Source organism: Streptomyces sp. NPDC048297, assembly GCF_043201585.1.
Lineage (GTDB): Bacteria > Actinomycetota > Actinomycetes > Streptomycetales > Streptomycetaceae > Streptomyces.
The window spans coordinates 115,097-127,857 of the sequence record NZ_JBICZA010000004.1; the positions used below are offsets into that span (position 1 = coordinate 115,097).

A 12,761-nucleotide genomic window follows, 5' to 3' on the forward strand; every position below is an offset into this window, starting at 1 on the left:
ACGCCAGGCCCTCCCGTGCGACGGTCTCCCCCACGTGGCAGCTTGGATACAGCACCGATCTGAGGAGAGGGCGGCGATCATGCGAGCTCACCTCGGCGACCAACTGGTCATCGAAAGTCCGGCGACCGGCGCCGCCAGGCGCGACGGCGAGATCGTCGGACTCCACCACGAGGACGGAACACCTCCCTACGACGTGCGCTGGTCGGACACGGACGAAGTGACGCTCGTGTTCCCAGGGCCCGACGCACACATCCTGCATCTCGAACACGCACAACCCGGCACCACGCGCGGCTCGCTGCCGGACACGGGCAGGACAGGGTCCGGGACGAGCAGGACGGGGTCCGGGACGGACAGGACGGGGTCCGGGACGGACAGGACGCAGTCGGGCACGGGCGGAACACGGTCGGCGTCCGGCGCCGCGCCACCACCGACCGGGGCCAACCCCGGCGACATCGGCCGGCGCGTGGCCGACGCCCGGCACAGGCTGGGGTTCAGCCGGGAGGAGACCGCCCGCCGCGCCCGGATGTCGCCCGACTACCTGGCGTACCTGGAGGAACGGCCTGCCGATCCGACCATGGCGACGGTCATCAGGCTGGCCGACGCCCTGGGCACCACGGTCTCCGCCCTGGAGGGCGGGGGCATGGACCTCCCACCGGGTCAGGGCTACGCACTGCTGCACCCCCGGCTGCGGGACCTCAGCCCGGCGGAGTGCCGCTCCCTGCTGTCCACGCACGGGGTGGGCCGTATCGCGGTGTCGGCTCCCGACGGCCGCCCGGCGGTCGTCCCGGTCAACTACGACGTCGTGGACGAGGCCATCGTCTTCCGGACCGCGCCCGGTTCACTCCCGGCGGCAGCCGCGGGCCTGGAGGTCGCCTTCGAGGTCGACCACCTCGACGAGGCGATGAGCCAGGGCTGGAGCGTGCTCGCCGTCGGCCCCGCGAGTGTCGTGACGGACCCCGACGCCGCGGGACGGCTCACCCGACTGGCCCACAGCACGCCCTGGGCGGGCGGTGAGCGCGCCATGTGGGTGTCGGTCCGGCCCACGAGCCTGACGGGCCGTCGCATCACTCCGGCCGAGCGGTAGCGGCCGGGGACGAATACCTGGGCGGGCCGGCCGCCCGGCCCGCCCTGCGGTCACAGCCAGCAGAGATTTACAACATTGGCTATGAGTGTTAAATTTGTAGCCATGCCGAAGGTTCCGTCTTCCCAGGTCGTCCTCGACAGCGCCTACCGCGCCTTCTGCCGCAACGGTTACCGCCGCACGACGATGTCCGACATCGTCGAGGAGGCGCAGCTGTCGCGCCCGACCGTCTACAAGTACGCCGGAACCAAGGACGAGGTGTTCGCCAAGGTCATCGGCGCCAAGCTGGAACTGGCGTCGGCCGCGGCCGACCAGGCGGCAGCCGCCGCGGCCACGCCCGAGGAGAAGGTCCTCGGGGTACTCACGGTCAAGCTGGAGGTCGCCATCCGGCTGTGGCGTGACAGTCCCACCCACGCCTACGAGCTGCTGTCCGCGGCCTCCGCCCACACGCCCGACCTGGTCACCGCCTACATGGACCATCTGGCGGAGCTGGTGACCTCGGCCCTGGCACCGGTCGTCCCCGACGGCGCCCAGCAGGCGGGCGGCGTGCTGCTCACGTTCACGCGGGGCCTGGAGGACGACCTTCGTGACGTCGAAGCGGCCCGCCGGGACCTCACGGCCGGCGTGCGGATGATCACCCGCGGGGCGCTGAGCCGCCCCGCCCCCTCTCCCCCCGCCTGACTCACCGTCAGGCCCCAGCCGGAAGGCACCGTCGATGAGCCCCACCTCCGCCCCCGCTTCCGCCCCGTCTCCTACCGCGACCAGCAGGCCTGGCGCGAGCTGCAGCGGTTTCTGCCCGCCCGTCTGCGGCTGACCGACGACACCGCGCCCCGCGAGGAGTTCTGGGACTGGCGCGGACACCGCGTCCACCTCGACCGCTACGCCGACCCCGCGGCGAAGGCCAAGGTCGTGCTGCACCACGGCGTCGGCACCAACGGCCGCCAGATGTCCCTCATCCTGGGCGCTCCCCTGGCCGCGCGCGGCTTCGAGACCGTGGCCCTGGACAACCTCGGCTACGGCCTCACCCAGGTCGAGCCGGGCAGCACCCCCTCCTACGACGACTGGGTCGACCTCGTCGTCGACTTCCTCGCCCACGAGCAGTCCCGCGACGACCGCCCCATCGTGCTGTACGGGCTCAGTGCGGGCGGCATGCTCACCTACCACGTCGCGGCCAAGGCGCCCCGGGGCACCCTGGCCGGCATCGTGGGCATGACCTTCCTCGACCAGCGCGACCAGCGGGTCCGCGACGAGACCGCGCACGACAGGCTCACCGCCCGCCTGGGCGGTCCCGTCATGGGCCTGCTGGCCCGGACCCCGGCCGCCTTCGTCACGTTGCCGATGAGCCTGGCGTCCAAGATGTCCGCGCTCGCCAACGACCGGGCCGCCATGAAGGTCTTCATGAAGGACCGCACCTCGGCCGCGAACCGGGTCAGCGTCCGTTTCCTCGACCGCTACATGAACTACGTGCCCGCCGTCGAGCCCGAGGACTTCGACGCCTGCCCGGTCCTGCTCACGCAGCCCGCCGAGGACCGCTGGACCCCTCACCACCTCAGCGTGCCGGTCCTGTCCCGCATCACCAAGGTCCCGGTAGAGACCGTCATGCTCGACAACGCGGGCCACTACCCGCTCGAAGAGCCCGGCCTCCAGCAGATGCAGGACGCCATCGCGGACTTCGTCACCAGGCGCACGGCCTGACGCCGTCCACGGCACCGGCGGACGGCGTCACTTCCGCCAGAACAGGTGGTGCGTCACCCCGCTCGGGCTCGGTACGATGTCGAGGTGGAACCGGTCCCGGAGCTCGTCGGGAGACTCCCAGAGCCGCAGACCGGACCCGTATTTCAGCGGCGAGACCGCCACGTGCAGGGTGTCGACGAGGTCGGCGTCGAGGAACTCGCGGATGGTGGTGACCCCGCCGCCGAGCCGGACGTCCTTGCCCTGCGCCGCCTCCCGCGCCTGCTCCAGGATCGTGGCCGGGTCGCCCTCGACGAAGTGGAAGGTGGTGTCGGAGAGGGTGAAGGACGGGCGCTTGTGGTGGGTCATGACGAACACCGGGGTGTGGAACGGGGGCTCGTCGCCCCACCAGCCGCGCCACTCCTCGTCTTCGCTCCAGGGCCCGCGCTGCGGCCCGAACTTGTTGCGGCCCATGATCTCGGCGCCGATGTTGTGGTGGAAGTCCCGTGTGAAGTAGTCGTCCAGGCCCCGGCTGCCGCCGGGGTCCGTGCGGTTGGGCCAGCTCGCCGTGGCGCCGGCCCAGGCGAACATCCTCTCGGGTCCGTCGAGGCCGAACGGCCGCTCCAGGCTCTGGTCCTGGTCCTCACCGGCGGCGACGCCGTCACTGGAGACGATGAAGTTCTGGACCTTCAACAACTGAGACACGTGATCCTCCCGGGACTGTCAGTACCGATGATGAGACTCCCCCGGCCAGGAAAACTCATCGGCGCGCCGCACACGCAAGCGAGGGTGCCTGACGTCCGCCAGGTCCGTCAGGCACCCTTCGTCCCCCTCCCGGGCGGACGTCACGCTCCGGCCCAGGTCACCAGTCCACGGCGATGTACTTGCTCTCGGTGAACTCCAGCAGGCCGTCGTGTCCGCCCTCGCGGCCGAGGCCGGACTGCTTGACGCCGCCGAACGGGGCGGCCGGGTCCGACACGACCGGACGGTTCAGGCCGACCATTCCGGACTCCAGCGCCTCGGACACCCGCAGGCCCTCGGCCAGGTTCCCGGTGTAGACGTAGGACACGAGGCCGTACTCGGTGTCGTTGGCGAGCCGGATCGCCTCGTCGACGTCGTCGAAGGGGACGACGGGCGCCACCGGGCCGAAGATCTCCTCCGTCAGGATGGGCGCGTCGGCGGGGACGTCGCCCAGCACGGTCGGGAGGTAGAAGTATCCGGCGCGTTCGGGGGCCGTACCGCCGGCCAGGAGGCGCGCGCCGGCGTCGACGGTGCCCGAGACGAGTTCGCCGACCTTCTTGCGGGCCGCCTCGTTCACCAGCGGTCCGACGTCCACGCCCGCGTTCAGGCCGGGGCCGACCGTGAGCGCCGTCATGGCCGAGGCGAGGCGCGTGGCGAACTCCTCGGCGAGCGAGGCGTGGACGTAGAAGCGGTTGGCCGCCGTGCACGCCTCCCCGCCGTTGCGCATCTTGGCGACCATGGCACCGGCGACCGCCTGGTCGAGGTCGGCGCCGGCGAGGACGAGGAACGGGGCGTTCCCGCCGAGTTCCATGGAGGTGTTCACGACCGATCCGGCCGCCTGCCGCAGCAGTTCGCGCCCGACCTCGGTGGAGCCGGTGAACGACACCTTGCGGACCCGGGGGTCGGCGAGCAGGACCTCGGCGATCCGGGCGGAGCGGCGTGAGGGTACGACGTTGACCACGCCGTCGGGCACGCCCGCCTCGGTGAGCAGCGCGCCCAGCGCGAGTGCGGTCAGCGGTGTGTCCGAGGCGGGTTTGAGGACGACGGTGCAGCCCGCGGCCAGGGCGGGGCCGATCTTCCGGGTGGCCATGGCGGCGGGGAAGTTCCACGGCGTGATGAGCAGCGCGACGCCCACGGGCTGGCGCAGCACCATGATCTTGTTGGTGCCGGCCGGTGCCGTCTGGACGGATCCGGTCGCGCGCACCGCCTCCTCGGCGTACCAGCGGAAGAACTCGGCCGCGTACGCCACTTCGGCTCGGGCGTCGGCCAGGGCCTTGCCGTTCTCCCTGACGATGAGTTCGGCGAACGCCTCGGCGCGCGCGGTCATCAGGTCGAACGCCCGCCGCAGGATCTCTCCGCGTCGGCGTGGTGCCGTGGCCCGCCAGGCGTCGAGGGCGCCGTGGGCGGCGTCCACGGCCGCCACGGCGTCCTCGACGGTGCCGTTCGCGACCTCCGCGAGCGGTTCGGCGTAGGCGGGATCGACGACTTCCAGGGTTCCGTCGTCGCCGGCCGGGGTCCACCGGCCGCCGATGAGGAGTTGGGTGGGGGTGTCCTTGAGGGTGGTCACTGTGGGTCTCCCGGTGCCGGTCAGTCGACGCTCTTGGCGACGGTCTCGACGATGCGGGCGGTGCTGGGCAGGGTCGCGTCCTCCAGGGCGTCGGCGGCCGGCAGGGGCACGTGCGGTGTGGTGATCCGCACCAGCGGCCCGTCCAGGGAGGTGAAGCCCTCCTCCGCGACGATCGACACCAGCTCCGCGCCCCAGCCGCACAGCCGGGGGTTCTCCTCGACGGTGAACAGCCGGCCGGTGTGCTCCAGGGAGCCCAGTACGGTGCTGACGTCGAGCGGGACCAGACTGCGCAGGTCGATGACGGTGGCGTCGATGCCGTGCTGCTGCTTGAGCTGCTCGGCGGCGGCGAGGGTGCGGGGCACCATCAGACCGAGGGCGACCAGCGTGACGTCACTGCCGTGCCGGAGCACCTTCGCCCTGCCGAGTTCGTCGACGATGTCGCCGTCGGGCACCTCGGCCTTGGTCGGGTAAAGCCCCTTCGCCTCCAGGAAGATGACGGGGTCGGGGTCGCGTACGGCCGCGGCCATCAGGCCGACGACGTCGGTGGGGTTGGAGGGGACGACCACCTTGAGGCCGGGCACGGCCATCGCCCAGTTGGCGATGTCCTGGGAGTGCTGCGCGCCGAAACGCAGGCCGCCGCCGTTGCCGGACTTGATGACCAGCGGGAAGGACATCTGGCCGTTGGTCATGTACCGGGACTTGGCGATCTGGTTGACGACGATGTCCCAGCAGACCGCGAAGAAGTCGGAGAACATGATCTCCGCGATGGGCCGCAGGCCCGTCATGGCGGCGCCCATCGCGGCGCCCAGGATGGCCTGTTCGGAGATGGGGGTGTCACGCACCCGGGTCGGGCCGAACTCGTCCAGCAGCCCGGCCGTCGTCTTGAACACCCCGCCGGCGGCGGCGATGTCCTCGCCGAGGAAGACGATCGAGTCGTCCCGCCGCATCTCCTGCGCGATGCCGCGGGCGACCGCGTCGCGGTAGGTCAGTTGCGCCATGTCGCACCTCCGTCAGCCCATACGTCCTTGAGCACCAGGTCCTCGCCCGGCTGCTGTCCCGCCTTCGCCTGTTCGGTCGCCTCGTCCACCAGGCGGGCCGACTCGGTCTCGATCCCGGCGAGGACGGACTCGGCCACACCGAGGCCGAGGAGCCGCTGCCGGTAGGCGGGGACCGGGTCGCGCTTCAGCCACTGCTCGACCTCCGCCGTGGGGCGGTACTTGGCGGGATCGGCCCGGGAGTGGCCGCCGTGCCGGTAGGTCTTGGCCTCGATCAGGGAGGGGCCCTCGCCGCTGCGCGCCCGATGGAGTGCGGTCTGGGCGGCCGCGTACACGGCGTCGGGGTCGTTGCCGTCGATGGTGACCGGCTCCAGGCCGTACGCGGCGGCGCGGTCGGCGGCCGGGTTCGGTACGGCGGTCACCGAGCCGATCGGCGTGTACTCCATGTACAGGTTGTTCTCGCACACGAAGACGACGGGCAGTTTCCACACGGCCGCCAGGTTCAGCGCCTCGTGGAAGGCGCCGATGTTCGTCGTGCCGTCGCCGAAGAAGCAGACGGCGACCTGGCCGCTGCCCCGGTACTGGGCCGACCAGGCGGCTCCGGTGGCGATCGGCAGGTGGGCGCCGATGATGGCGTACGAGCCCATCATCCCGTGCTCGACGGACGTCAGGTGCATGCTGCCGCCCTTGCCGGCCATCAGGCCGTTGGCGCGGCCCATCAGTTCGGCGAGGACGCCGGTCATCGGCACACCGCGGGCGAGGGTGTGGGCGTGGCCGCGGTAGGTGGCGAAGGTGTAGTCGTCGGGGCGCATCGCCACGCCGAAGCCGGCGGCGATGGCCTCCTGGCCGAGGGACAGGTGGCTGGTGCCCTTGACGAGGTTCTGCAGGAACAGGTCGTAGGCGCGCTTCTCCATGCCGCGCATCCGCACCATGTGTCCGTACAGTGCCAGACGCGTGGGCTCGTCGACGGCGGGCGCGGCGGGCTCGGTGTGTGTGGTGGTCACGATCCCGTACCTCCTTTCCGGTGGGTCTAGTAGGGGTTGGCGACGAACAGTTCCTGCGCGGGGAAGAGCGTGAGGACGCGGGCGCCGTCGGCGGTGACCACGACCTCCTCCTCGATGCGCGCGGCGGAGTAGCCGTCCGAGGCCGGGCAGTACGTCTCCAGCGCGAAGACCATGCCTTCCTGGATCTCCGCGGGGTGTTCGAGGGAGTTGAGGCGGCTGATGATGGGCCGCTCGTGCAGGCCCAGCCCCAGGCCGTGGCCGAACTGCAGGCCGAAGCAGTCCATTTCGGTCTCGAACCCGAACTCGGTCGCCTTCGGCCAGGCCTTGGCGATGACGTCGGTGGTCTGGCCGGGTTTCACCAGGGCGATCGCGGCGTCGATCCACTCACGGGCCCTGGTGTAGGCGTCGCGCTGCGCCGGGGTGGAGGAGCCGACGTTCAGGGTGCGGTAGTAGCAGGTGCGGTAGCCCTGGTAGGACTGGATGATGTCGAAGAAGCAGGTGTCGCCGGGGCGGATGAGCCGGTCGGTGAAGTTGTGCGGATGCGGGTTGCAGCGCTCCCCGGACACGGCGTTGATGGCCTCGACGTCGTCCGAACCCTGCTCGTAGAGGTACTTGTTGGCGAGCGCGACGATGTCGTTCTCGCGCACGCCGGGCTTGAGGGCTTCGGAGATCTGCTGGTAGGCGCCGTCGACCATCGCCGCGGACTGCGAGAGCAGCATGATCTCGTCGGGGTTCTTGACGGCGCGGGCGTCCAGCATGACCTGCTGGGCGTCGGCGACGGTGAGCCCGGCGGCCTGCATCTCGAAGAGGAACGGCGGTTCGGCGATGTCGATGCCGATGGGCGCGCCGGCGAGGCCGTGGTCGGCGAGGATGCCCTTGAGTTCGGCGACCGCGCTCCGCATCAGTCCGACCTCGGGGGCGACCGCGCCGCGCAGGCCCAGCATTCCGGCGCGGCAGTTCTCGGGGAGCAGCCAGGGCGCGTACAGCTGGTGGTGGCGGGCGGCGGAGCCGAAGTCCCAGACCATCGGCTCGTGGTCGCGGGTCAGCAGCGCGTAGCGGGTCATCTTGTCCCGCGACCATTCGCCGATCATCGTGCCGCTGACGTAGCGGATGTTGTTGACGTCGAAGAGCAGGACGGCGCCCAGCTCCGAGGCGTCGAGGGCGGCGCGGGCGCGGGAGAGCCGGTAGGAGCGCAGTCGGTCGAAGTCGACGCGCGTCTCGAAGTCGACGGCCGTGTGCCCGGGGGCGGCCAAAAGCGCGGTGGGGGTCACCCTGTCCTCCTCGTCGGTGTGAGGGTCTTCTCCTGGCCGGTGCGGCGGCGGTTCACGAGGCCGCGCTGAGGCCGTCGGTGACGTCCGCGTCCTCGGCCACGAGGTTCAGGCCGGCCGCGTGGGCGGTCTCCGTGAGCAGGACGGCGAAGTCGGTGTCGTCGTGGCCGCGGCCGACGGACTGCTGGACGATGTGGTGGGTCAGCGCGGCGACCGGCATCGGGACCTCCAGGTCCCGGGCGGCGGCGAGGCCGAGGTCGAAGTCCTTGCGCAGCAGTTGGGGCGTGAACGTCGGCGTGAAGTCGAGGTTCACGAAGGCGGGCGTCTTGTAGCGGGTGAAGACCGAGCCGAGGACGGAGCCGTTGAGGAAGTCCAGGAACGCGGCCCGGCTCACGCCTCCCTTCTCGGCCAGAACGGTGATCTCGGCCATCGACTGGGTGACGACACCGAGGAAGATGTTGTGGGCGAGCTTCACCAGGCGGGCCACGTCGTTCTGCCCGGCGTAGGTGACCGAGGCGGCGATGGCGGTGAGCAGGGGTTCGGCCTCGTCGAAGACCTCGCGGGGGCCGGAGGCGACCATGGAGAGGCGGCCGGCCTTGACGACCTTGGCGTTGCCGGAGACGGGGGCCACGAGCAGTGCGGTGCCGACCTGCTCCGCCTCCTGCCGTACCTGGGCCGAGACGTCCGCGGAGACGGTGGAGCAGTCGACGAGGACGCGGGGCTTGGCGGCCTGGCGCAGGATGCCCTGCTCGCCGAGGGTGACCTCGGCGAAGTCCTTGCTGGCGCTGACCATCGTGAACACGATGTCGCGGTCGGCGAGTTCGGCGGCGGTGTCCACGATCGTCGCGCCCAGTTCGGTGAGCGGCTCGCACTTGCTGCGGGTGCGGTTGTAGACGGTGACGTCGTGGCCCGCGCGCAGGAGGCGGACGACCATGGCGTAGCCCATGCGGCCGGTGCCGGCCCAGCCGATGGTGGGACGCTGCGGGGTGTCGGTCATGAGTCAGTCCTGTCGGGTGGGGTCGCCCGCGGGCGACGGGAGGGTGGAGGCGAGGGGTGGGGTGGGCCGGGCTCCGGCGCCGAGGTAGAGCCGGCCGACCTCCGGGTCGGAGAGCAGGTCGGCGCCGCTGCCGGTCAGGGCGACCCGGCCGCCTTCGAGGACGACGCCGGTGTGCGAGACGGCCAGGCCGGAACGGGCGTTCTGCTCCACCAGGAGGACGGAGCGTCCGGACGCCGCGAGGTCCGCGACGCTGCGGAAGACGGCGGTACGGGACTTGGGGTCGAGCCCGATGGAAGGTTCGTCCAGGAGGATGAGGACGGGGTCGAGCATCAGGGTCCGGGCGATCTCGACGGTCTTCTGCTCGCCGCCGGACAGGGAGCCGGCGTGGGCGCCCGCCCGGTCGGCGACCATCGGGAAGGAGGTGGCGATCTGCTCCCAGCGCTCGGCGATCAGGCGCCGGTCGCGCAGCACGTAGCCGCCCATCTCGACGTTCTCCCGCACGGTCATCGCCGGGAAGAGGCTGCGGTCCTGCGGTACGTGGACGATGCCGCGCAGGAGCCGTTCGCGGGCGCTGAGCCGGGAGATGTCCTCGCCCTGGAAGGTGACGGTGCCGGAGGCCGGTTTCAGCAGTCCCGAGATCGTCTTCAGGGTCGTGGACTTGCCGGAGCCGTTGGGCCCGATGAGGCAGGTGACCTGTCCGGCGGCGACGGTGAGGTCGACGCCCCGCAGGATCAGGCCCGCGCCGTATCCGGCGGTGACGGCGTCGAGGGTGAGCAGCGCCCCGGCGGGTGCGGATGTGGTGTCGGTCATCATTCCCCCAGGTAGGCGTCGAGCACCCGGGGGTCGGCCTGGATGTCGGCCGGGACCCCGGCCGCGATGGGCCGGCCGCGGTCGAGGACGACGACCGGGTCGCACAGCCGCATCACCAGCGGCATGTCGTGCTCGACGATCAGGAAGGTCACTCCCTGCTCGCGCCGGGTGCGCACATGGCGCTCCATCGTCTCGATCATCACGGGGTTGACTCCCGCGGTGGGTTCGTCGAGCAGCACCAGCCGTGGGTCCGCCATGAGCACGGCGGCGAATTCGCACAACTTGCGCTGTCCGTAGGAGAGTTCGGACGCGTTCAGGTCGGCCTTGGGGGACAGCCCGAAGTCGTCCAGGAGTTCGTCGGCGCGGGCCCGGTCGGCCTTGGCGGCGCGCGGGGCGAGCAGGGCGGACCAGCGGTGGCCGGCCGCGGCGATCAGGTTCTCCCGGACGCTGAGCGAGCCGAAGATCCGGGCCTGCTGGAACGTGCGGGTGAGTCCGCGCCGGTAGAGCACCGCCGGGTCGGGCCGCCGGTAGGTGGTGCCCCCGAACCGCAACGACCCGGAGTCGGCGGCCAGATACCCGGTGATCATGTTGAACGCGGTCGTCTTTCCCGACCCGTTGGGTCCGATGAGCGCGGTCACCGAGCCTTCCTCGACGTCGAACGAGCAGTCGTCCACCGCCCGCACGCCGCCGAAGGACTTGGTCAGTCCGCGTACTTCGAGGAGTGCCGTCATCGCCGGGTCACCCGCTTCCCGAGCCGTTCCGCGAGCGAGGGCAGGATGCCGCGGGGCAGGACGAGCATCACGACGAGGAACAGGCCCGCGTATCCCACCAGGTGCAGCGAGTTGGCGCCGAGCCGGTAGGCGAGGTACTGCTGCACCGGCACGACGAGGAACGCACCGAGCACGGGCCCCCACAGCGTCCCCCGACCGCCCAGGTACACCATGAGCACCATGCCGATGGTGACCAGCGGGTCCACCGCGAAGGGCGGGTAGACGAAGGACACGTAGTACGCCCACACCGCGCCGACCGCGCCGGTGAGGCCGACCGACAGCGCGAACGCCGCGAGCTTGGCGACCGCCGTGGGGGCTCCGATGCCGCGCGCCTTGTCCTCGTCGTCGCGGACGGTCGCCAGGACCAGGCCGAGCCGGGACCTCATGACGAGGGCGGTCACGGCGACGGCGACGGCGAGCAGGGCGACCAGCACGTAGTAGAAGGGGAAGGCGAAGTAGGCGGCGCTGAACGGGGCCGGGCCGATCCCGATGCCCTGCGCGCCCCCGGTGAGGGAGCGGGCGTTGAACGCGAGCGTCTGGACGACGAAGACCAGGGTGATCGTGACGATCGCGAAGGTCGCGGCCCGGGTGCGCATGGCGACCCAGGCCACCGGCAGCCCCACCAGTGCGGTGCCCGCCGCCACGACGGGCAGCGCGAGGAAGGGCTCCCAGCCGGAGACGGGCGGATGGTGGTGGAACCAGATCGCCTCGCCGTAGGCGCCGATCCCGAAGAACGCCGCGTGGCCGAGCGAGGGATAGCCGGCGAGGCCGCCCACCAGGTTCCAGGCGCTGGCCATCGTGGCGTACATGAGCGTGAAGATCAGCAGGTTGACGATCCACGGCTCGCCGACGGTCCAGGGCGCGGCCAGCAGCACCGCGAAGACGACGACGGGCACCGCGATGCGCCACAGCCTGCGATGACGTACGAGCCCGGAGGGTGGTGCGGCCGTCACGGGTGTCGCGGAGAGGGTGGAGGTCACAGCGCCCCCCGCAGCCGGGTCCCGAACAGTCCCTGCGGGCGCAGCAGCAGGACGAGGAGCAGCGCCGTGAAGAAGGTGAATCCGGCCCACGACGGTGACCAGGTCGCGGCCACGACCGCCTCGGCGACGCCCATGAGCACCCCGGCCACGACGGCTCCGCCGAGGCTGCCGAGTCCGCCGAGCACGACGATCGCGAGGAGGCGGGCGATGAGGTCGTAGTGGCTGCTCGAGTTGAAGGGGTAGACGAGGCCGAACACCGCGCCGGCGGCTCCCGCGGTCGCCGTGCCCAGGCCGAAGCCGAGCGCGGAGACGCGTTCGGGGTTGACGCCGAGCAGCCGGGCCGCGGTCGGGTTCTGGACGGTGGCCCGCACCGAGGCACCGAAGCGGGTGCGGTGCAGCAGCAGCCACAGCCCGCCCAGGACGGCGAGGGAGAGCGCGAAGGCGGCCAGCCTGGTCACCGGCAGCCGGTAGTCGCCCACCTGCCAGGCGGTGTCGCGGTAACCGGTGTTGATGGAGCGGAAGGTCGTCTTGTAGACCGACGCGAGCACGCCTTCGACGGCCAGGGCGACGGCGAACATGACGAGCAGACTGAGTTCGCCCCCGCCGGTGCCGAGCGGGCGGAGAAACACCCACTGGACGGCGACGCCGAGCAGGAACATCACGGGGGTGACGATCAGGATGCCGAGGAACGGGTCGATCCCGGCCCAGGTGAACAGGGTGTACGACAGGTAGGCGCTGAGGACCACCAGCGCGCCCTGGGCGAGGTTGATCACCCGCATGATGCCGAAGACGAGGGTCTGGCCGCTGGCCATCAGGGCGTAGACACCGCCGGTGAGAATGCCGAGCAGGATCGCCTGGACAAGTGTGTGCACGTTTC

At 71.2% G+C, this 12,761-nt stretch carries 13 protein-coding genes; 3 read left to right on the forward strand and 10 right to left on the reverse strand.

Annotated features, from left to right (window positions below):
• Positions 1-79 precede the first annotated feature (79 nt).
• The 3 genes from ACGFYV_RS05715 (at position 80) to ACGFYV_RS05725 (ending at position 2,776) form a co-directional block, all read left to right on the forward strand.
• Positions 80-1,084 carry a DUF1918 domain-containing protein gene (locus tag ACGFYV_RS05715; RefSeq protein WP_393877086.1) on the forward strand — a complete coding sequence of 335 codons (1,005 nt, stop codon included), beginning with the start codon at positions 80-82 and terminating at the stop codon, positions 1,082-1,084.
• A gap of 102 nt (positions 1,085-1,186) precedes the next feature.
• The gene (locus ACGFYV_RS05720) at positions 1,187-1,762 is read left to right on the forward strand and encodes a TetR/AcrR family transcriptional regulator (protein WP_393877087.1); all 576 of its coding nucleotides are present in this window, start codon (positions 1,187-1,189) and stop codon (positions 1,760-1,762) included.
• Between the two features lie 99 nt (positions 1,763-1,861).
• Positions 1,862-2,776, forward strand: a complete 915-nt coding sequence (locus tag ACGFYV_RS05725; protein ID WP_393877273.1) for an alpha/beta hydrolase — start codon at positions 1,862-1,864, stop codon at positions 2,774-2,776.
• Between the two features lie 27 nt (positions 2,777-2,803).
• Here the strand turns inward: ACGFYV_RS05725 and ACGFYV_RS05730 are convergent, their stop codons facing one another.
• The 10 genes from ACGFYV_RS05730 to ACGFYV_RS05775 form a co-directional block, all read right to left on the reverse strand.
• A complete protein-coding gene (locus ACGFYV_RS05730) occupies positions 2,804-3,457 on the reverse strand; it encodes a dihydrofolate reductase family protein (protein ID WP_393877088.1) in 654 nt (217 codons plus the stop codon).
• 157 nt (positions 3,458-3,614) lie between these two features.
• The gene (locus ACGFYV_RS05735) at positions 3,615-5,060 is read right to left on the reverse strand and encodes an NAD-dependent succinate-semialdehyde dehydrogenase (RefSeq protein WP_393877089.1); all 1,446 of its coding nucleotides are present in this window, start codon (positions 5,058-5,060) and stop codon (positions 3,615-3,617) included.
• Positions 5,061-5,080: 20 nt separating this feature from the next.
• On the reverse strand, positions 5,081-6,058 hold the full coding sequence (locus ACGFYV_RS05740; RefSeq protein WP_393877090.1) for an alpha-ketoacid dehydrogenase subunit beta: 978 nt from the start codon (positions 6,056-6,058) through the stop codon (positions 5,081-5,083).
• The gene (locus ACGFYV_RS05745; protein ID WP_393877091.1) at positions 6,046-7,059 is read right to left on the reverse strand and encodes a thiamine pyrophosphate-dependent dehydrogenase E1 component subunit alpha; all 1,014 of its coding nucleotides are present in this window, start codon (positions 7,057-7,059) and stop codon (positions 6,046-6,048) included. The genes ACGFYV_RS05740 and ACGFYV_RS05745 overlap by 13 nt, the downstream gene beginning before the upstream one ends.
• Before the next feature lie 26 nt (positions 7,060-7,085).
• Complete coding sequence (locus ACGFYV_RS05750) at positions 7,086-8,330, reverse strand: M24 family metallopeptidase (protein ID WP_393877092.1); 1,245 nt, start codon at positions 8,328-8,330, stop codon at positions 7,086-7,088.
• Positions 8,331-8,382: 52 nt separating this feature from the next.
• Positions 8,383-9,324 (reverse strand): NAD(P)-dependent oxidoreductase, encoded by a 942-nt coding sequence (locus tag ACGFYV_RS05755; RefSeq protein WP_393877093.1) that lies wholly within the window; start codon positions 9,322-9,324, stop codon positions 8,383-8,385.
• 3 nt (positions 9,325-9,327) lie between these two features.
• A complete protein-coding gene (locus ACGFYV_RS05760) occupies positions 9,328-10,134 on the reverse strand; it encodes an ABC transporter ATP-binding protein (protein WP_393877094.1) in 807 nt (268 codons plus the stop codon).
• Positions 10,134-10,865 (reverse strand): ABC transporter ATP-binding protein, encoded by a 732-nt coding sequence (locus tag ACGFYV_RS05765; protein WP_393877095.1) that lies wholly within the window; start codon positions 10,863-10,865, stop codon positions 10,134-10,136. The genes ACGFYV_RS05760 and ACGFYV_RS05765 overlap by 1 nt, the downstream gene beginning before the upstream one ends.
• On the reverse strand, positions 10,862-11,884 hold the full coding sequence (locus ACGFYV_RS05770) for a branched-chain amino acid ABC transporter permease (protein WP_393877096.1): 1,023 nt from the start codon (positions 11,882-11,884) through the stop codon (positions 10,862-10,864). The genes ACGFYV_RS05765 and ACGFYV_RS05770 overlap by 4 nt, the downstream gene beginning before the upstream one ends.
• On the reverse strand, positions 11,881-12,756 hold the full coding sequence (locus tag ACGFYV_RS05775; protein WP_393877097.1) for a branched-chain amino acid ABC transporter permease: 876 nt from the start codon (positions 12,754-12,756) through the stop codon (positions 11,881-11,883). Before ACGFYV_RS05775 ends, ACGFYV_RS05770 begins: the two co-directional genes overlap by 4 nt.
• Positions 12,757-12,761: the final 5 nt, after the last annotated feature.